The organism is Streptosporangium sp. NPDC000509 (assembly GCF_042898365.1).
Taxonomy (GTDB): Bacteria; Actinomycetota; Actinomycetes; order Streptosporangiales; family Streptosporangiaceae; genus Streptosporangium.
In genome coordinates this window covers 14704-32462 of sequence record NZ_JBIAYX010000019.1, presented here as the reverse complement: position 1 = coordinate 32462, position 17759 = coordinate 14704, and the positions used below count along the sequence as shown (strand labels likewise).

The 17759-nt window shown below is 69.6% G+C and carries 18 protein-coding genes; 12 read left to right on the top strand and 6 right to left on the bottom strand.

Annotated features, from left to right (window positions below):
- Window positions 1-5: 5 nt before the first annotated feature.
- Together ACFY3D_RS31000 and ACFY3D_RS30995 are read right to left on the bottom strand one after the other, a co-directional pair.
- Window positions 6-1091 carry a B12-binding domain-containing protein gene (locus tag ACFY3D_RS31000; protein ID WP_389985830.1) on the bottom strand — a complete coding sequence of 362 codons (1086 nt, stop codon included), beginning with the start codon at window positions 1089-1091 and terminating at the stop codon, window positions 6-8.
- A complete protein-coding gene (locus ACFY3D_RS30995) occupies window positions 1088-2761 on the bottom strand; it encodes a SpoIIE family protein phosphatase (protein ID WP_389985827.1) in 1674 nt (557 codons plus the stop codon). The genes ACFY3D_RS31000 and ACFY3D_RS30995 overlap by 4 nt, the downstream gene beginning before the upstream one ends.
- 382 nt (window positions 2762-3143) lie before the next feature.
- Between ACFY3D_RS30995 and ACFY3D_RS30990 the strand changes: the two genes are divergently transcribed.
- A complete protein-coding gene (locus ACFY3D_RS30990; RefSeq protein ID WP_362904210.1) occupies window positions 3144-4337 on the top strand; it encodes an Ig-like domain-containing protein in 1194 nt (397 codons plus the stop codon).
- Between the two features lie 391 nt (window positions 4338-4728).
- Window positions 4729-5448 carry an HAD family hydrolase gene (locus ACFY3D_RS30985; protein ID WP_389985823.1) on the top strand — a complete coding sequence of 240 codons (720 nt, stop codon included), beginning with the start codon at window positions 4729-4731 and terminating at the stop codon, window positions 5446-5448.
- Between the two features lie 24 nt (window positions 5449-5472).
- On the opposite strand, the gene ACFY3D_RS30980 is transcribed toward ACFY3D_RS30985, so the two are convergent.
- Window positions 5473-6435, bottom strand: a complete 963-nt coding sequence (locus tag ACFY3D_RS30980; protein ID WP_389985820.1) for a radical SAM protein — start codon at window positions 6433-6435, stop codon at window positions 5473-5475.
- Window positions 6436-6575: 140 nt separating this feature from the next.
- Here ACFY3D_RS30980 and ACFY3D_RS30975 point away from each other — a divergent pair, with 140 nt between their 5' ends.
- From ACFY3D_RS30975 to ACFY3D_RS30955, 5 genes are all read left to right on the top strand, one after another.
- Window positions 6576-6902: an SMR family transporter gene (locus ACFY3D_RS30975; protein WP_362904203.1), complete on the top strand. Its 327-nt coding sequence runs from the start codon at window positions 6576-6578 to the stop codon at window positions 6900-6902.
- Between the two features lie 74 nt (window positions 6903-6976).
- On the top strand, window positions 6977-7537 hold the full coding sequence (locus ACFY3D_RS30970; RefSeq protein ID WP_389985817.1) for a GNAT family N-acetyltransferase: 561 nt from the start codon (window positions 6977-6979) through the stop codon (window positions 7535-7537).
- 64 nt (window positions 7538-7601) lie between these two features.
- A complete protein-coding gene (locus ACFY3D_RS30965; RefSeq protein ID WP_389779239.1) occupies window positions 7602-7937 on the top strand; it encodes a DUF952 domain-containing protein in 336 nt (111 codons plus the stop codon).
- Between the two features lie 9 nt (window positions 7938-7946).
- On the top strand, window positions 7947-8504 hold the full coding sequence (locus ACFY3D_RS30960) for an NUDIX domain-containing protein (protein WP_389985815.1): 558 nt from the start codon (window positions 7947-7949) through the stop codon (window positions 8502-8504).
- A gap of 115 nt (window positions 8505-8619) precedes the next feature.
- Complete coding sequence (locus ACFY3D_RS30955; protein WP_389985812.1) at window positions 8620-8889, top strand: hypothetical protein; 270 nt, start codon at window positions 8620-8622, stop codon at window positions 8887-8889.
- Window positions 8890-8954: 65 nt separating this feature from the next.
- Here the strand turns inward: ACFY3D_RS30955 and ACFY3D_RS30950 are convergent, their stop codons facing one another.
- Entirely contained in the window at window positions 8955-9278 is a 324-nt protein-coding gene (locus tag ACFY3D_RS30950; RefSeq protein ID WP_389985809.1) for a hypothetical protein, read from the bottom strand.
- A gap of 262 nt (window positions 9279-9540) precedes the next feature.
- Between ACFY3D_RS30950 and ACFY3D_RS30945 the strand changes: the two genes are divergently transcribed.
- The 3 genes from ACFY3D_RS30945 (at window position 9541) to ACFY3D_RS30935 (ending at window position 12540) form a co-directional block, all read left to right on the top strand.
- Window positions 9541-9678, top strand: a complete 138-nt coding sequence (locus tag ACFY3D_RS30945; protein ID WP_389985806.1) for a hypothetical protein — start codon at window positions 9541-9543, stop codon at window positions 9676-9678.
- A 314-nt stretch (window positions 9679-9992) separates the two neighbouring features.
- Entirely contained in the window at window positions 9993-11483 is a 1491-nt protein-coding gene (locus ACFY3D_RS30940; protein WP_389985804.1) for an ATP-binding protein, read from the top strand.
- 127 nt (window positions 11484-11610) lie between these two features.
- A complete protein-coding gene (locus ACFY3D_RS30935; protein WP_389985801.1) occupies window positions 11611-12540 on the top strand; it encodes a GAF domain-containing protein in 930 nt (309 codons plus the stop codon).
- A 1390-nt stretch (window positions 12541-13930) separates the two neighbouring features.
- Here the strand turns inward: ACFY3D_RS30935 and ACFY3D_RS30930 are convergent.
- The gene (locus tag ACFY3D_RS30930) at window positions 13931-14206 is read right to left on the bottom strand and encodes an isoamylase early set domain-containing protein (RefSeq protein WP_362904643.1); all 276 of its coding nucleotides are present in this window, start codon (window positions 14204-14206) and stop codon (window positions 13931-13933) included.
- 612 nt (window positions 14207-14818) lie between these two features.
- On the opposite strand from ACFY3D_RS30930, the gene ACFY3D_RS30925 reads away from it, so the two are divergent.
- A complete protein-coding gene (locus ACFY3D_RS30925; RefSeq protein WP_389985798.1) occupies window positions 14819-15877 on the top strand; it encodes a tyrosine-type recombinase/integrase in 1059 nt (352 codons plus the stop codon).
- 173 nt (window positions 15878-16050) lie between these two features.
- Here ACFY3D_RS30925 and ACFY3D_RS30920 read toward each other — a convergent pair whose 3' ends face one another.
- The gene (locus ACFY3D_RS30920) at window positions 16051-16638 is read right to left on the bottom strand and encodes a TetR/AcrR family transcriptional regulator (RefSeq protein ID WP_389985795.1); all 588 of its coding nucleotides are present in this window, start codon (window positions 16636-16638) and stop codon (window positions 16051-16053) included.
- A gap of 150 nt (window positions 16639-16788) precedes the next feature.
- Here ACFY3D_RS30920 and ACFY3D_RS30915 point away from each other — a divergent pair, with 150 nt between their 5' ends.
- Window positions 16789-17748, top strand: a complete 960-nt coding sequence (locus ACFY3D_RS30915) for a zinc-binding dehydrogenase (protein ID WP_389985792.1) — start codon at window positions 16789-16791, stop codon at window positions 17746-17748.
- Window positions 17749-17759 lie beyond the last annotated feature (11 nt).

Below are 17759 nucleotides of genomic sequence, written 5' to 3'. Positions count from 1 at the left end.
AAACGTCAGGTCTCCTGATCGGGGCCGGGGACAGGTGCCGCCTCGGCTGCCTGGACCAGCATGTGACGGGCACGGGGGAAGTCTCGCAGCTCGTCGTGGAAAACACGCAATCCCACCGTCACGGCCTCGGCGGGGACGCCGCGGGCCGCGAGCACGGAACCGGTCCAGCCGATGAAGCCGGTGAACAGCTGCGCGTCGTCGACGTACAGGGACGCGGCCAGAAAGTCGAGCAGATGGCCCAGGTCGGCGGCGGTGGCGTCGACCTGCTGCAGGTCATAGGCCGCCATCGGCGGGTAGGCGCGGGCCAGGGCCTGCAGGGCGCAGGTGAGCAGCTCGGCGCGCCGGCGCGTCAGATGGGTGTACTCCTCGTCGGCCAGATGGGCCGGCGCGGCGGCCTGGCGGGGCGGGCCGGTCAGGTCGCCGCGCTCCAGCAGGTCGGCCGCGGCGTCGGCGCTGGGCGCCCAGGCGTCGGCGCCCAGCAGGCGGGCGTAGCGGCCGTCGGCGCCGAAGCCGGCCCCGCCGGCCATGACCGGCACGCCGACGGCCTGGCAGGCGGTGAGCGTGGCGTGCGCCCGGGGCAGCCGGGTGGCCAATGCGCAGCCCAGCGCGACCGCGTCGGGCCCGCTCTGGTGCAGGTGGGTGATCAGGTGCGGGCCCGGCACGCTGGCGCCCAGGAAGTCGACCCGCCAGCCGCGCAGGCGCAAGACCTCGGCTAGCAGGCGGGTGGGCAGCGCGTGGTACTCGCCGTCGGCGCAGGCGACGGTGAGGCGCCCGCGGGTGGGCTCGGGCCGGACGCGGGCGGCGACCGCGGCCACGGCGCGCTCGCTGACGGCGGTGGCGCCGTGCTCGCGGGCGATGGACCACTCGTTGGCCGCCCACAACTCGCCGACGCGCCGCTGGGCGGGGGCGATGAGATCGAGCAGCAGCCGCTCGGCGTCCGCCCCCTGCTCCAGCAGGTCGAGCACCAGGTCGATGGCGGCGAACTCGTCGGCGCGCCCGATGTGCTCCAGGTACCGGCCGAGGGCCTCGTGCGGGCCCGCCCCCTGCGGCGTGGCCGCGCCTTGGGTGTCCGTCGTGCTCAGGGTGCTCATCGGAGCGGCCTCGCCTGCACCGCCAGCAGTGCCCGGTCGTCTTGGACGTCGCCGCCCAGCCAGTCGGTGCTGATCTGCTCCAGCCGCTCGACCAGTGCCGCGACCGGCATGCCCGCGCAGCCGGCCAGGGCGGCCTTCAGCCGCTGGGCGCCGTACATCTCCCTGCCGGTGGGGCCGCCGAAGGCCTCGGTGATGCCGTCGCTGTAGAACAGGCACACCTCGCCGGGGGCCAGGTCGACCCCGGCCGAGGCCAGGTCGGCCTCGGCGAACGCGCCGAGCATGGGGCCGTGGGCCGCGCACTCCTGCACGGTGCCGTCCAGGCGCAAGATCAGCGGCGCCGGGTGCCCGGCGACCGCCAGGTTCACACGGACGTGCCCGCCCGGGGCGGCACTGAGCACGCCGAGCACGAGGGTGGCGTAGGAGTTGGGGGTGGGCGAGCCCCGCAGGGAGCGGTTGAGCAGGGCGACCAGATGCTCGGGGCGCTCTTCCAGCAGCAGCAGGGTGCGCAGGCAGTGGCGGATGTGCCCGGCCAGGACGGCGGCGCGGGCGCCCTTGCCGCAGACGTCGCCCAGCACCACCAGCGGATCGCCGGACTCGCCGGGCTCGGGCAGGTAGACGTCGTAGAAGTCGCCGCCGATGAGCCCGGCCTGGCGGGCGGCGCGCAGCGATCCGGCCAGCTCCGCGCCGGCCAGCGCCGGCAGCGGCGGGGGCAGCAGGTCGCTGCTGAGGATCGCGTTGGTGGCGCTTTGCTCCTGATAGAGGGCGGCGGCGGAGATGGCGGCCCCGGCCCGGGCGGCGAAGATCCGCACCAGGGTCTCGGCGTCCTCGTCGAAGGGCGGCCCGTCTTCGTGACGGGCGAGCACGAGCGCTCCGGCGGGCACCCCGTTGCCGGGCAGCGGGGTGACCAGCAGGTGCCCGGCCGCCCCGAACCTGTCGGGCAGCAGCCAGCCGGGCACCTGCCCCGGATCCAGCCAGCGGCTGGGCACGGGCGGGAAACCCGCCAGTGCCTCGGCCAGGCCGGGCACCTGCGCGGTGTCGGCGATGGCGACGTTGCCCTCCTGCAGGGACCGGTCGGTGCTGGTCAGGCGGAGCCAGCCGGCGTGGCGGCGCCCCGAGGGCGGCAGCACGACCATGGCGGCATCGGCCAGGAACGGGGTGGCCAGCTCGATCGCGGTGCGGGCGCAGCGGCGCATGTTGAGCGAGGCCGACAGCCTGCGGCCCGCCTCGATGAGGAAGTCGGTGCGCCGGCGCTCGGCCAGCAACGCGTCGGTCCTGGCGGCATCGGTGGTGACGTCGCGCAGGTACCAGGCCCGGTGGCTGAGGCCGAAGACCTCGCGACGTACCCGGATCCGGCGCCGCCCGTGATCGCTCTCGCGGCTCTCGCCGTCGGGGTGCTCACCTTCGAACAGGGACGCGGCCGGCCCCTGGCACAGCGGGCGGCCCACGACGATCTCCGGCGCCATCTCGGCCGCGGCGGCGTTCAGCATCACCACGACCCCGTCGGCGCCGCACAGCACGACCCCCTCGCCGCTGGCCTCCACGATGGCGCGCAGCACCTCTTCACCCGGTGGACGCGAAAGATCGCGCTCACCGGTACCGATGTCACGGTCGAGGCCGGCCGCGGCGGTGAGCACGTGGCCGGGGTCGCGCAGCGGGGGAGGTCTTGTCATCACCCTGGGCTTCCGTGTGGAGAGGGATCGATCAGACTATCTTCCCGCCGCGCCGTCGGGACGGGGCGGAAAACCGGCGCGTGAGGCCGGAGGGTCCTTTGCTGCCCATGCCCCTCACAGGGCCGTTGATGCGGCCGGCGCGCGACGGTTTACGGCGGGAAACCGCACCTGCGGCCGCCCACCCCGCCGGAGCAGGGCTTTCACCTCGGGGCCGGTGACGTGGGCACTTCGCCGTCCCCTGACTCTCGGTTGGTATTTTTCCGACTTTACGAAGAGTCCGAAACGTTACCAAACCCGCCGCAACCATGCCGAGTCACCATGCATCTCCTATTAGTGTTTTAAGAGCAGTTTGCTGTAGTGGGGGAGAGACATTGTGCTGACCATGCAACACCGACGCCTCAGGACGCCACTGGCCACCGTGGCCCTGGCGACCACGACGGTGCTGGTCACCGCCTGTTCCACGGGGACGGGCCCGAAGGATCCCGCCGGTCCCGGCGCCGGATCGGGCGCCGTGGCCGCCACCGCTCCGGCCGCGACCGAGATAAAGATCAGCCCCGCCCAGGGCAGCAAGACCGTACGCCCCGACAAGAAGGTCGTCGTCGCCGCCTCCAGCGGCGCGCTGGAGGAGGTCACCGTGCAAAGCGGCGACCGGGTGCTGGAAGGCGACTTCAACGCCGAACGCACCAGATGGGTCTCCACCACGCCCATGGAACCGGCCAGCGACTACACCGTGTCGGCGCGGGCGGTCGACGGCACCACCGCCACCGGCTCCTTCAGAACGCTCAAGCCCAAGCATGAGCTCGAGGTGGCGGACGTGACCCCGGCGATCAAGGGGGAGAAGGTCGGCGTGGGGGCGCCGATCATCGTCACCTTCAACCAGCAGATCGCCAACAAGGCCGGGGTGGAAAAAGCCCTGAAGGTCACCTCACAAAAACCGGCCCAGGGCGCATGGCGGTGGATCAACGACACCACCGTGATCTACCGGACCGCGAAGTTCTGGCAACCCCACCAGAAGGTGACCTTCACCGCCCGCCTCAAAGGCGTACAGGGCGGCAAGGACATGTACGGCGTCAAGGACATGACCAAGGTCATCCAGATCGGCGCGGCCCAGATCTCCACCATCGACACCCGCAAGCACAAGATGATCGTCAAACGCGACGGCAAGGTCGTGCAGACCATGCTGATCAGCGCCGGCAACGCCAGCACCCGCGAGTACACCACCACCAGCGGCGTCCACCTGACGATGGGCAAGGCCAACCCCGAACGCATGATCTCCCCGGGCCGCAAGAAGGGCGACCCCGGCTACTACGACCTGATGATCAACCACGCGGTGCGGTTCTCCAACAGCGGCGAGTACGTGCACGCGCTGAACAACGTCTGGGCCCAGGGGCGCCAGAACGTCAGCCACGGATGCATCAACGCCCGCCCCGACCAGGCCAAGTGGTTCTACGACCAGGTCCAGCGCGGCGACGTGATCACCATCAAGGGCACCAACCGCGAGATGGAGTGGAACAACGGCTGGGGCTTTTGGCAGCTGTCGTTCAAGGAATGGCGCAGCGGCAGCGCCCTGGCCTAGAGCCCTCGCTCTTCGAAGCCCTCCCGAGCCCTTCAGGGCTCGGGAGGGCTGATGACCGCATGAGTTCACCGGCTGCCCGGCGCGTTCGGCGGTGAAGGTGCCCGTGTGACCAGCCGTCCACCGCGTCCTCGGCCGTCATGATCAAGGTGACCGGCTCGGGCAGCATCGCGAAGCGCAGGTCCTCACGCAGCTGGCCGCGATGAACGTGGCCTCGTCGTCGCCCAGCAGCCTGGCGTCGGTCATGGTCGTCAATCCTTTACCGCCGGATCTCGCGGACTTGCTCCTCGCGGGCCGAAAACAGGACGCGCCGGGCCCGGCGGGCGCGGTAGCGTGTGCGCCGGGCACCGTCCGGGCACGGTGGCGGACACACCGAAGGCGGCCAGGACCGCCGATGACGACGTTCTCGGGGGAGGACCGGGTGAGACTCCAGGGGCAGGTGCTCATCTTCGACGCCGACGACACGCTGTGGGAGAACAACGTGCTGTTCGAGCGCGTCGTGGAGGACTTCCTCGACTGGCTGGCGCACCCGACCCTGGAGCGCGCCCAGATCCGCGCCGTCCTCGACGACATCCAGGCGGCCAACGCCGTCACCCACGGCTATGGCAGCACGATGTTCCTGCGCAGTCTCGGCGAGTGCTTCGAGCGGCTGCGCGAGCGCCCGGCGACCGCGGCCGAGCGCCGCCACATCGACGAGCTGGCCCTGGCCCTCCTGCAGCGCCGGGTGGAGTTGGTCGCGGGCGTCACCGAGACGCTCACCGCGCTCGGCGAGCGCCACGAGCTGCTCCTGCTCACCAAGGGCGACCTGGAGGAGCAGCGGCGCAAACTGGAGGCCTCACAGCTGGCCCACCACTTTCGCGACGTGCACATCGTGGCCGAAAAAGACGTCGCCGTCTATCGGTGGCTGGCCCGCGAGCACGCCCTGGCGCCCGCGACGACCTGGATGATCGGCAACTCCCCGAAGTCGGACATCCTTCCCGCCCGGCAGGCGGGCCTGAACGCCGTCTTCATCCCCAACGACCACACCTGGGCGCTGGAGCACGACGAGCTGGACCCCGGCGACGAGCGGGTGCTGCGGCTGGACCGGTTCTCCGAACTGCTGGAGCACTTCTGAGACCCGCCGGGACGGCCGGCCGGCCTACAGCAGGGTGAGCTGGGCCTGCCGGGGCAACGCCAGCGGCAGCGGCTGCTCAGGCCGGGTCGGCCCCATCCCGTAGCGGGCGGCCAGCTGCAGGATCTGGCCGGTCAGGCGCCGCACATAGCCGGGTTCGGCGTCGGCGCCGCGGCCGTACAGCTCGGCATAGCGGGGCTCAAGCGCAGGATGGTGCTCTCGAAGCCAGGCCAGATACCACTCACGCGCCCCGGGGGGCAGGCGCAGCACCTGCGGGACGCAGCTGACGGCCCCGGCGTCGGAGATACGGCGCACGGTGGCCGAAAGCTGGTCGGGGGAGTCGGTCAGCAGCGGCAGGATCGGCGCCATCGCCACCCCGCACGCCACCCCGCGCTCGTTCAGCTCCGCCACCAACTCCAGGCGCTTTTGCGCGCCGACGGCACCGGGCTCCACCGTGCGGCGGATCCGGTCGTCGACGAACGCGATCGAGACCACCACCCCGGCCCCCGGTGTGGCGGCCAGCAGGTCGGCGTCGCGCAGGATCAACCGGCTCTTGGTGTGCACGGTGAACGGCGCCCCGGCCTCACGCAACGCGGTGACCAGGCCCGGCATCAGCCGGTAGACCTCCTCCACCTGCTGGTAGCAGTCGCCTGCCATCCCCACGGTGATGTGCTCGCCGTCCCAGCGTGACCTCAGCTCCGCACGCAACCGCCGCACGATGTTGGTGCGCACCACGATCCGCGCGTCGAAGTCGCCTTCGGCGTCCAGCCCCAGGTAGCGGTGCCCCCGGCGCGCCGAGCAGTAACGGCACGCCTGCGCGCACCCCCGATACGGACTGACCGCCCAGCCCTCGGGCGTGGTGTCCAGCGCGGTACGCGCCTGCACCTCGTAACAGGTCAGGGCCCCGTGAACCCTGGTCAGCGCGGAACGCTCGATCCGCGGCCTGGCGTCGGGCGGCGCGGCGAGCAGGGGAGGCGCGTCCCATCGCATACGGCTCAGTGGAACACGCTTTCGACGCCGCCCGCAAGCCGGGCAGGTCGTGGCGCCGGACGGTTCCGCCCATGGCGGGCGCCCCTCTGCGATCAGCGAAAAATGGTATGTTTGGCCCGATTTACGGGGGAGTGGTGACAATGGCGTGGCTAATCCTGGCCGGGGCGATCATCGCCGAGATCGTGGCGACCACCGCCCTCAAACTGAGCGACGGATTCACCCACAAAGGCTGGTCGGTCCTCGTCGTCGCCGGCTACGCCGCCGCCTTCCTCCTGCTGGCCCAGGCACTCAAGCTCCAGATGGAGGTCGGCACCGCCTACGCCGTCTGGGCCGGAGCCGGCACCGCCGCAATCGCCGCCATCGGCGTCCTCTTCCTCGGCGAGACGATCAACCTCGCCAAGGTCGCCGGAATCGCCCTGATCATCGGCGGCGTCGTGGTCCTCAACCTGGCCGGAAGCCCCCACTGACCCCCGCACACCACCCCCACCCTCCCGCGAATATTGACTCGCCCCCGCCTCGGCGGCTGTCCTACCCTGACCGGATGCTGAAGCCCGCCCTGCCCATCCGGACCGACCGCCTCACCCTGCGCGCCTACACCCCCGCCGACCTCGACGCCCTGCACGCCATCCACCGCCTGCCCCAGGTCACCCGCTACCTGTACTGGGAACCACGCGACCGCGACCAGACCCGCCAGGCACTGGAAAAGAAGATCAGCGAGACGGCGCTGCTGGAAGAAGGACAATCCCTCACCCTGGCGGTGGAACTGACCGCCACCGGCGAACTCCTCGGCGACGCCCTGCTCATCTGGCACAACCGCTCACAACGCGCCGGCGAGATCGGCTACGTCCTGCACCCCGACCACCACGGCAAGGGCTACGCTACCGAGGCCGCCCGGGTCATGCTCGAACTCGGCTTCGAGCACCTGAACCTGCACCGCATCGTCGGACGCCTCGACGCCCGCAACGAGGCCTCGGCCCGAGTGCTGGAGAAACTCGGCATGCGCCGCGAGGCCCACTTCCTCGACAACGAGATCGTCAAAGGCGAATGGACCAGCGAGATCGTCTACGCCATCCTGCGCCGCGAGTGGCACCCCCAGCGCTGACACCGCCCGCCCCCGGTTGAACGGCCGGTTGAACGACGGCGACGCACACGGCACCATGTCTGCGGTGACCATCCTGCATCTCGCCCTGGCCTCCGACTGGGAGGCCGCCCGCCAGGCGGGGGAGTACCGCGTCTCCACCCTCGGCCGCACCCTCGACGACGTCGGCTTCATCCACGCCTGCGCCGGCCACGAACAGCTACTCGGCGTCGCGGAACGCTTCTACCGCGACGTCACCGACCCCCTCGTGCTGCTCAGCGTCGACCCCACCGGACTCGACGTCCGCATGGAGGTCCCCGACGACACCCCCGAGGCCTTCCCGCACATCTACGGACCCCTCCCGCTCAGCGCGGTGACCTCCGTCCTGCCCTACACCCCGCCCGGCCCCGGCCCCGGCCAGTAGGGTCCCTGCATGACCGACGTATCCGGACCGACGATCCGCACCCTCGACTCCATGGTCGTCTACACCAATCCATGGATCAGCGTGCGCGAGGACCGTATCGAACGCCCCGACGGCTCCCACGGCATCTACGGCGTCGTGGACATCCCCGACTTCGCCCTCATCGTCCCCATGGAGAACGACGGCTTCCACCTCGTGGAGGAATACCGCTACCCGGTCAGACGACGCACCTGGAACTTCCCCCAGGGCGGAGTCAAGGACAGCCCCTCGCCCCTGGTCACCGCCCACACCGAACTCACCCAGGAAACCGGCCTGCGAGCCACCTCGATGACCCATCTGGGACGCCTGGACAACGCCCACGGCACCTCAGGCCAAAACTACGACATCTTCCTCGCCACGGGCCTGAGCGCCGGCGCCCACGAACGCGAGCACACCGAACAGGACATGCGCCAGACCTGGGTTCCCCGCACCGAACTGGAACAGATGATCGTGAACGGCGCCATCACCGACAGCAACTCGATCGCCGCCTACGCCATGCTCCTGCTGCGCGGCCTGGCCCGACAGACCTGACCCGACAGACCCGACAGGGCACTCCCGCACCTTCGGCGCCCTCAAGGCCGCCATCACCGTCAAATCCGGTGATCTCACCTCACACACGCGGACCTCGCGGCGGTACGCTCACCCCATGTCGAACCTGATCGTCATCCTCCTCCTGACGGCGGTCATCGTGGCGGCGCTCATCGCCCTGATCGTCTTCGCGGTACGAGCCGCACAGCGCCCCAGAAACGCCCTGGTCGGCGGGGGAGTAGGCCCCGAGCTCATCGAACGGCTCCTGGAACTCAAGGCGGCCGGCCAGTTCGACCAGGCCGTCTTCCTGGTACGCGGCGAAACCGGCATGAGCCACCGCACCGCCGCCCGCTTCGCCAGGAGACTCAAACCCGCACCCCCGCCCTGACCCCCACCGCCTGCCCGGCACAGGAACCGACCCACCAGTGCCGGCGGCGCGCCCCGCGAAAACCGTCACCCGACGCTTTCGGCCACCCAGTTCCGTACGGCAGGAACGTACCCGGTCGGCTTGTCCCCGACCTTGACACCGGGACTGACCAGCCAGCCCTGACAACCGGGCGTGAACATCCGGTAGACCGACGAGGGCGACACGGCACTCGCCTCCTCCAGCCGGGCGCGCAGTTCGGCCGGCAGCTCGAAATCCAGAGCGGTCATGGTGCGGGCGACGACCGTGTCACGCCAGCGCCCCCAGGCCGGCCAAGAGGTGAGGTCACCGAGCTGGGGCCGCTGGTCCTCCAGCACACGATCGGCCTCGAAACGGGCCACGGCCAGCAGCAAGGGTCGTACCCACCACGCCGTACTCGCGAATGCAGGCGGCCGCGCCCTCGAGAATGCGCTGCCGCGTCGCGGCCCCCTTACGGGTCAGCGAACGCATGCCACCCCCAGATCAGACTTCCCGCCCTCTGTAGTGCGGGCGCCCCGGCGACATATCCCGACTTCGAGTTCGGGAACCGAACGCCGAACAGCCGACACCGAGGACCCGGGCGTCGGCGTACGGCCCACCGAGTGGGAGGGGATCAAGCGGGGCTACGCCAAGGTCATGCGGCGGCCGAACCCCGCCCCCGCCGACATGGCCAAGGTGCTGCCACTGACGTACGCGGCCGCACTGGCGATGATGATCATGACATGCCTGCTCGTCTACGCCGACCTGGTCAACCCGCGCACCCTGACGAACTGACAGGCCGGTTCGCACGCAAGACCACCGGCAGGACTCTCGCCCCGCCACCCCCGACGGGGAGTACCGCCAGGGTGCCGCAGACAGGGCCCGTACCCGACGACACCAGGACACAAGACCGTCCGCCGAGCCCCGAACGCAGCCTCGCCGCCGACGACCGCCTTTCACATACCACCAAATAACACCAATAAACGACCTAATTTATTATAGATCAATATAAATTTGGATAAATCGGGAAGATCTATGTGCCGATATTAAGAAGATGTATGCCAACATCAAGGCGGGTCGAAAAAAGCGAAGCAAGGAAGAGATGGTCAATGGTGGCCGCCGAAGACAACACCGCCACCGCCGGTGAGTGCTTCACGGCCGCCGTCGGCGGCATCGGACAACACCTGCTGCAACAGCACTCACACCAGGCGTTCCCCCAACCCCTCCCCGGCACGAAACCTCCCGCCCCGGACACCGCAGCCGCCGCCACCGACAGATGGCTGCTCGCCGTGAGCGAACCAGGCATCGGCCGACTCGCCCTGCAGGCACGCGAACGACTCAACCTGCTGTGCGACGCCGGCTCCCACATCGGCACCTCACTGAGCGTGACCCGGACCGCCGAAGAACTCACCGAAATCGCCGTCCCCCGGTTCGCCGACTACGCCGGCGTCGATCTGTACGACTGCGTGCTACGCGGACACGACCCCACCGGCCTCGACGAGGGACTACGCCGGGTCGCCCTCACGGGTATCGGCGAAAACTCCTGCCTGCACCCGGTCAACGCACTCATCCAAATGCTCGCATCCACGCCCCAGGCCCGCGGCGTGGCCGCCGGACAACCGGTACTCGAACCGGACCTGCCCACCAACCTCGGCTGGATGGCACAAGACCCAGAACGCTGCCGGAAAGCCTGCGAACACGGCATCCACTCCCTCGTCGCGGTGCCGATACGAGCCCGCGACATCACCCTGGGAGTGGTCAGCTTCTACCGCTGCACGACCAGGGAAACCTTCGAGGAAGACGACCTCACACTGGCCGAAGACCTGGTCAACCGCACAGCGCTGTGCGTGGACAACGCCCGCCTCTACACCCGCGAGCGCATGATCTCCACAGAACTGAAGCAGACCACCGAGTCACTGCGAGACGCACTCGACCACCAACGACGCTTCACCGCCGACGCCTCCCACGAACTACGCACCCCCCTCGCAGGACTACGGGCCCAACTGGAAGAAGCCCGGCTCCACCCCGGCCAGACCGACCTCACCGACCTCCTCAACCACACACTGAGCGACGTGGACCGACTGCAGGCCATCATCACCGACCTGCTCTCGCTGGCCCGGACCGGAACGACCCCCCTCACCGCCCTGGAGCCCGTCGACCTGGCCGAACTCGTCGAAGCCGAAGTCACACACCGGATCGGCGACCATCACCCGACCCGGCTCGACCTCACCCCCGACGTGCTGGCCAAAGCCGTCCCCATCCAAATCCGCCGAATGCTGAACAACCTGCTCGACAACGCCCAACGGCACGCCACCCACCACGTCACAGTAGAGGTACGCCGCGTCGGCGACGACGCCGACCACATCGCCGAACTCAGCGTCACCGACGACGGCCCCGGAGTCCCCCCGGCCGAACATGAACACATCTTCCAGCCCTTCACGCGACTGGACAGCGCCCGCAGCCGCGACCGCGGCGGCACCGGACTCGGCCTGGCCATCGCCCGCGCCATCGCCCGCGATCACCACGGCACCCTCCACGTCGAGGACGCCCGCCCGAACGGAGCGCGCTTCACCTTCCGCCTCCCAGCCATCACCTCGTGAAACGACCGGCTCCCCGACCCGCCCGAAAAGTACACAGAACAGCCGGCCACAAAAACGGCAACAATTCACCGGCCCAACAGGAAAACCCGAGCACAGAGGATTTGTTTATCGTGAGGACATCGTGGGCGTGAGCCGAACGGCGAGTGTCTCGAACACCGAGCGACAACCCGCCGACAAGATCATGGAGCGCCTCCTGGACGGAACACTCACAGAGAACGAGATACGCGCTCCGATCTTGAATTCGTGGCGACGCTGCCAAGCCACCGGACTACCCCCCGGCGGCTTCCAAACACGCCTGCTCGACGACCTGAACTACGACAGCCCCCTGATACGCGCGGCCCGCCCCGTACTCGACCGACTGCGAACAACCATCGCCGGCACCTCATCAGGCGTCTTCCTGAGCGACTCCTCCGGAGTACTGTTCCTGCGCGCCCTGGGCGACACCTCGATGCGAGCGGCAGCCGACGCCAACGGCGTCATCCCAGGCTTCAGCTACGCCGAGTCCGACATAGGCACCAACGCCGTCGGCTCCACGCTGCTGGAACGGCGAACCTACCAGGTCTCAGGCAACGAGCACCTGTGGGAAAAATTCCACAAATTCGCCGCCGTCGGAACACCGATACTCAACCCCCTCAGCGGACGCGTGGAAGGAGTCATGTGCGTCGCCGCCCTCGACGAGCGGGCGAACGCGCAGATGACGGCCGTGGCCCAGCGATCAGCCCACGACATCGAGCAACGACTGCTCGAATTCAGCGCCGAACGCGAACGTGCCCTGCTGAAAAGATTCCTCAGCGCGGCACAGGAAAGCGGCACCACACACACCGCGTCGGGATCCATGCCCTCAGACCTGTGCCATCGCGACCGGATCGCCCTGGAAGACGTCGCTGTGAGACTGGTGGCGCAAGGCAGGGAAGCCACAGTGGACATACCCCTCTCCGACGGCCGGACCGCCACCGTCGCCGCACAACTGGTGACCTATTCCACCGACCTGACCGGCATCGCCGTACAAGCGTGGCTCTCAGAGAGAACCCCGCGGACACCGCCGAAAATCGGCTGAGCTGAGCCGCCTCCGGCACCCACCGCGGGCCCTGCCCGCACCCCCGAACCGGGGGAGTGGCGGGATCCAGAACGATCGGCAGGGCCAACCTGTCCGTATTCATCCACCGAAGCGAATGTCTTCGCTGACGACACAGGGGAGAGCCGGCCTGGACACCGATTTCGTGGACGCCGGTCACCGCCATCGAACGGCCGAAGAAAAACGTCCAACAGAACAGAGCAAATGCGACAAATCGCCCATCAGGGGATCGTCCGAGATGACCAAGACCACAAAGCGGGCCGGCCGAGACGCGACCCCCGTCGCATCCGCCGGGCGACCACCGACACCGAGCAGGACACTCCCGACGGGGCGGCCCCGGGCGGCGCGCATCGACGGAGCCCTGCCACCTCTTGATCGTTCTGGGCGATCCAGCAGGTTGTGGATCTTGCCCGACGAAACGATCAAGAGCGGGGTGATCATGCACGGAAAGAGACTCCAGGCGCCGTGACGCACCCGGAAGGGAAGCCGCTTCGATTCTTCGCCCTCCGGCGCGGCGGGGAGCATCCGACCGGCAAAAACCCGCACCACACACCAAGCAGGCCCTACCGAAACACAAAATCTATACCATACAGAATTCAGCTTCTGTACGGTATAGAGCCAATAGTACAAGCATGTCGCCCTTCGTCCTATTCGGCTTACTTCAAGCATCCCGTGTGACTCCGGGTGCATCTCGCTTAATCCGCACAGCGAAGATCGCCTTGTGGAGAAGTCGCTTAGCCGATTCGTGTAATCAATGACCGCCAAGCCGCCTGTGGATGCGGTTGAGCCTGGCGTCTCACTTGACCCGCCAGGTGATCACGATCTTCTCGAGCGACTCGCCCGCCGAGTGGCTTGTCGCATTCAACCTCCTTTGTCGGGTTCTTTCGTCAACTGATGGCAGCGGCTGTCATCGCCCGCGAAATCGGCGCCCGGGTGACCTCTCCCCTGTGTCGTCAGAGTGAATATTCGCTTTGGCGGACGAATATGAGCAGGTCAGCTCCGCCCCGCAGGTCCGTGGCGGCGGAAACCGGCGGGTTTCCGTCAGGGCAGAGGGCCGGCGGCGGCCATGACGCCGCGCACCGCCTGGCCGATGCGCTCGGCGGCCTGGTCGGGGTCGGGCCGGCCGCCGTCCAGCCAGGCGAGGACCGCTTCCAGGGTGAGGGTGGGGATCAGGTCGGCGGCCCAGTCGAGCCATGGTCCCGCCGGGAGGTGGCGGGCGAGGTTGCGGTGATGGAGTCGGCCAGGTCCCGGAAGTCGGGGTGATCCCCTGGTCGGTGCGGCAGGCGCTGGAACTGGCCGATCGTCTGCGTGCGGTCCTGGCCCCGGACGGTGAGGGGGGTTGATCTTCGGAAGGTCCGCCCGGCGGCGGGGTTCACAGGCGCATGACGCTGCTGTGGTGGTCGATGTGGTCGGCGGTGTCGTCGTCGAACCACAGGCCGCCGGTGGCGAGGTAGCGGAAGCGGTGGATTCCGGGCGGCAGGATGACCGAGACGGTACGGGTGCCGTTGCGGCGGCGGCGCATCTCGTGACGGCCGGGCTGCCAGTCGTTGAAGTCCCCGACCACGCTGACGACACCATGGGGGTGGTCGGCGGGCAGGGCGAAGGTGACGCGGGTCTTACGGCCGAACAGTTGGGTGCGTTTGAGCATGTGTGTCCTTTCCGGGGTTTTCCGCGGCTTTCCGGGGTGGGGATGAGGTCAGCTTCCCGGTTGGCGGGGTGATTCGGTAGAGGGGTGTGCAGGCCGTAACACACTGTTCACGCTGGTTTCGGGTTGTTCGCCACCTGAGTGATTCACTGGGATCGGCCACGGGTGAACTGCTGAAGGACGCGGGGTCTCACCGGCGGGCTCCCGCCGGGGTCTGCCCCCTCTCATGACTCCGCGCGGGGCGGGCGAGCCGGAGGCGAGGCGGTAACGCCATTACGTCACCACAGATCAGTCGAATCCGGTAAAAACATCTTCGGGACTTCCGTGAGGCCGGGCGGCGGGGTTTTCCTCGCAAGCCCTGCGCCGGGCGTTCGTCTACCGTGGGGGAATGAACATGATCGGTGAGATGGCCGGCGGGCCGCTTTCCCGCGGCCACGGCCGGCGTCTGTCGCCGCGACAGGCGCCGGTAGCCGGTGGTGGCAGGGCGGGAAGGGGCGGGGGTTTCGGCGGGCGGGCATGTGGCACTGGTGGCGGGTGAGCGGCCGTTGAGGGCTGCCAGGATACGAAAGGGGTGTCGCCGGGATCATGCGGCCTGCTGATCTGAATCGTCTCAGTGTGGGCGAGTCGGCCGATCGTTACGTGGAGCTGGTGCGGGCCAAGACCCTGACCGGCGCGTTGTCGGCGTCGACGGCGGAGGTGTACGCGCGTGATGTGGCCACTTTCGTGGATCTGGCGGGCGAGGAGACGGTCCTGGACGATCTGACCGGTGAGGACGTCGACGCCGTCCTGCTGGCCTTCGCCCGTAAACCCGACGGGCGACGGCGCTCGCGGCCCGAGGAGGCGGCGGGCACCGCCTCTCAGCCGGTCTCCTCCGCCTCTCAGTCGGCCTCCTCTCAGGCGCGGTTTCGGCGGTCGGTCTCGGCGTTGTTCAAGCACGCGGTGCTGGCCGGGTGGGTGCAGGTCAATCCGATGGCGACGGCGACGGTGACGGCCAAGGAGCGCGGTGGGCTGCGGCCGCAGCGGCGGGCGCTCACCCGCGAGCAGGCGCGAGGACTGATCGGCGCGGCGCGTGAGCTGGGAGGCGGGCCGCAGGCCGAAGCACCGCAGGAGGTGCCCGCGGCCAGGGCGGGGCGGGTGCGCCGGCGTGACCAGCACACCGAACTGCGTGACGGGCTGATCGTGTTGATGCTCTCGACGCTGGGGCCGCGGGTGTCGGAGCTGGTCCGGGCCAACGTGGAGGATTTCTACACCAACGACGGGGTGCGTTACTGGCGGATCTTCGGCAAGGGCGGCAAGACGAGGGATGTGCCGCTGCCCGACGACGTCGCGCTGGTGTGGGAGGCCTATCTGCTGCACGGGCGGATGGCTTCCGCCGACAAGGCGTTGCTGCTGTCGTGGCGGGGGCGGCGGCTGGCGCGGGGCGATGTGCAGGCGGTGATCGACCGGGTGCAGCGCAGGGTGGATCCCGATCGGCGTCGTTCGGTGACCCCGCACGGGTTGCGTCACACCACGGCCACCCATCTGCTGGCCGACGCGGTGGACATGGACGCGGTGCGGCGGGTTCTGGGTCACAGCGATCTGGCGACACTGGGGCGTTACCGCGACGAGCTGCCCGGGGAGTTGGAGGTGGCGATGCGCTCGCATCCGTTGCTGCGCGGTCCCTCGTCGAACTGAGCGGCAGGCGGCCCGCTTCTGTCTCCGCCTCGGGTGAGGGGCGGCGGGCGGCGTGGTACTCGACGCGGTGTTCGATGCCGCGCGGCCGGCGCGAAGATTCGATCGGGTACGGCGCGTGCGGGTGAGCACCGTCGGTGCTCACCCGCACGCGCGTCGGCTCCGGCCGTTCTCGTTCAGGTCAGCAACTCCCCCACCAGCTGCCGCATGGAGCGGGCGAACCTGCCGGGGTCGGCGCGGGGGGTGAGGCGGCGCACCATGTCGGCGTCGAACATGCCCAGCAGGGTGTGGGCCACGAAGCCGGCGTCCAGGTCGGGACGGGCCTGGGTGATCAGGGTTTGCAGGTGGGTGTGCCAGCGCACGTAGGTGGGGTCGGCGTGACGGTCGAGGGCGCAGGAGCGTTCGTGGGCGGCCAGCAGGGCGAGGTTGTCGGCGGCCAGCCGGCACAGGGCGTCCAGGAAGGCGACGATGCGCTCGGCGGGCGGCGCGCCCGGTCCCAGGGGTGGTGGTCCCGACTCCAGTGCCTCGCGCAGTTGCGCGGCCCGCTCCTGCAGCAGGGCCTGCATCAGCCCGGTGCGGCTGCCGAAGCGCCGAAAGACGGTGCCCTTGCCGACCTGGGCGTGCGCGGCGACCTGGTCCAAGGAGATGTGGGCACCGCGGGCACCGTCATGGGCGCCGTCGCGGGCATCGTGGGCGGCCAGTAGTTCTTCCGCGGCGCGCAGGATGGCGCGGCGGTTGCGGGCGGCGTCGGCGCGCTCGCTCACCGCTTCCTCCTCGGTTTTCTTTGCGTAATCGGACTGTCGGTCCGTATATTAGCCCACAGCTAACCGGACCAGCGGTCCGATTGGTTCGGTGTGCTTCGGTGTGCGGGGCCTTCCGCGTGCCGTCCTTCCCGACCGGCAGGAGCCTTTGTCATGCGCGCTCTCCTCGTCGACCCCCTCGCCCCTTGCGGCCTGCGCCTGGGGGAGGTCGCCGACCCCGAACCCGGCCCCGGCCAGGTGCTCGTGCAGGTGCATCACGCCTCCCTCAACCCCGGCGAGCTGGGCATGCTCGCCCACCTGCCCGCCGGCCACGTGGGCGGCTACGACGCCGCCGGAGTCGTCGTGCGCCCCGCCTCGGACGGCACCGGCCCCGCGGCGGGCACCCGCGTGCTGGCCTTCGGGTCCGGTGCCTGGGCCGAACTCCTGGCGGTCGGCGTCGCCGACGTCGCCCCCCTACCCGGCGCGGCCGCCCTGGCCGAGGCCGCGGCGCTGCCCATGGCGGGCATGACGGCCCTGCGTACGCTGCGCGCCGCCGGTTCCCTGCTGGGCCGGCGGGTGCTGATCACCGGCGCCACCGGCGCCGTGGGCCGCTACGCGGTGCAACTGGCCTTTCGCTCCGGCGCCCACGTCGTCGCCTCGGTCCGCGACGGCGCCCACGAGGCCGCCCTCACCGCGCTCGGCGCCCACGAGGTCGTCGTCGGCCTGGCCGGCCTGCGACAGGTGAGTGAGCCGTTCGACGCGGTGCTGGAGACGGTCGGCGGTCCGCACCTGGTGGCCGCCTGGTCACTGCTCGCCCCCGGCGCCACCCTGCACAGCATCGGCTGGGCGAGTGGTGAGCCGGCCGTCTTCCCCGCCGGCTCCACCTTCTTTCCCGGCCAGGCCCGCACCTTGAGCTCCTTCGGCGACGCCGCCGCCGTCGGAGCCGACCTGGGCCTGCTGGCCGCTCTGCTCGTCTCGGGCGCCCTGTCGGCGCAGGTCGGCTGGCGCGGATCCTGGGAGCGAGCCGAGGAGGCCGCACAGGTGGTCCGCGAACGAAAGGTCACCGGCAAGGTCGTCATCGACATCACCGGCGCTCACACCGGCGGGCCTGACGCGAATCCGGTGCGGGGGTGAGGAGTGGTGAG

Coding starts and splice junctions, on each gene's coding strand:
- ACFY3D_RS30990 (WP_362904210.1), top strand. CDS start 3,144: ATGCAACACCGACGCCTCAGGACGCCACTGGCCACCGTGGCCCTGGCG.
- ACFY3D_RS30940 (WP_389985804.1), top strand. CDS start 9,993: ATGGTGGCCGCCGAAGACAACACCGCCACCGCCGGTGAGTGCTTCACG.
- ACFY3D_RS30985 (WP_389985823.1), top strand. CDS start 4,729: ATGACGACGTTCTCGGGGGAGGACCGGGTGAGACTCCAGGGGCAGGTG.
- ACFY3D_RS30970 (WP_389985817.1), top strand. CDS start 6,977: ATGCTGAAGCCCGCCCTGCCCATCCGGACCGACCGCCTCACCCTGCGC.
- ACFY3D_RS30955 (WP_389985812.1), top strand. CDS start 8,620: ATGTCGAACCTGATCGTCATCCTCCTCCTGACGGCGGTCATCGTGGCG.
- ACFY3D_RS31000 (WP_389985830.1), bottom strand. CDS start 1,091: ATGAGCACCCTGAGCACGACGGACACCCAAGGCGCGGCCACGCCGCAG.
- ACFY3D_RS30945 (WP_389985806.1), top strand. CDS start 9,541: ATGCGGCGGCCGAACCCCGCCCCCGCCGACATGGCCAAGGTGCTGCCA.
- ACFY3D_RS30995 (WP_389985827.1), bottom strand. CDS start 2,761: ATGACAAGACCTCCCCCGCTGCGCGACCCCGGCCACGTGCTCACCGCC.
- ACFY3D_RS30975 (WP_362904203.1), top strand. CDS start 6,576: ATGGCGTGGCTAATCCTGGCCGGGGCGATCATCGCCGAGATCGTGGCG.
- ACFY3D_RS30960 (WP_389985815.1), top strand. CDS start 7,947: ATGACCGACGTATCCGGACCGACGATCCGCACCCTCGACTCCATGGTC.
- ACFY3D_RS30930 (WP_362904643.1), bottom strand. CDS start 14,206: ATGCTCAAACGCACCCAACTGTTCGGCCGTAAGACCCGCGTCACCTTC.
- ACFY3D_RS30980 (WP_389985820.1), bottom strand. CDS start 6,435: ATGCGATGGGACGCGCCTCCCCTGCTCGCCGCGCCGCCCGACGCCAGG.
- ACFY3D_RS30915 (WP_389985792.1), top strand. CDS start 16,789: ATGCGCGCTCTCCTCGTCGACCCCCTCGCCCCTTGCGGCCTGCGCCTG.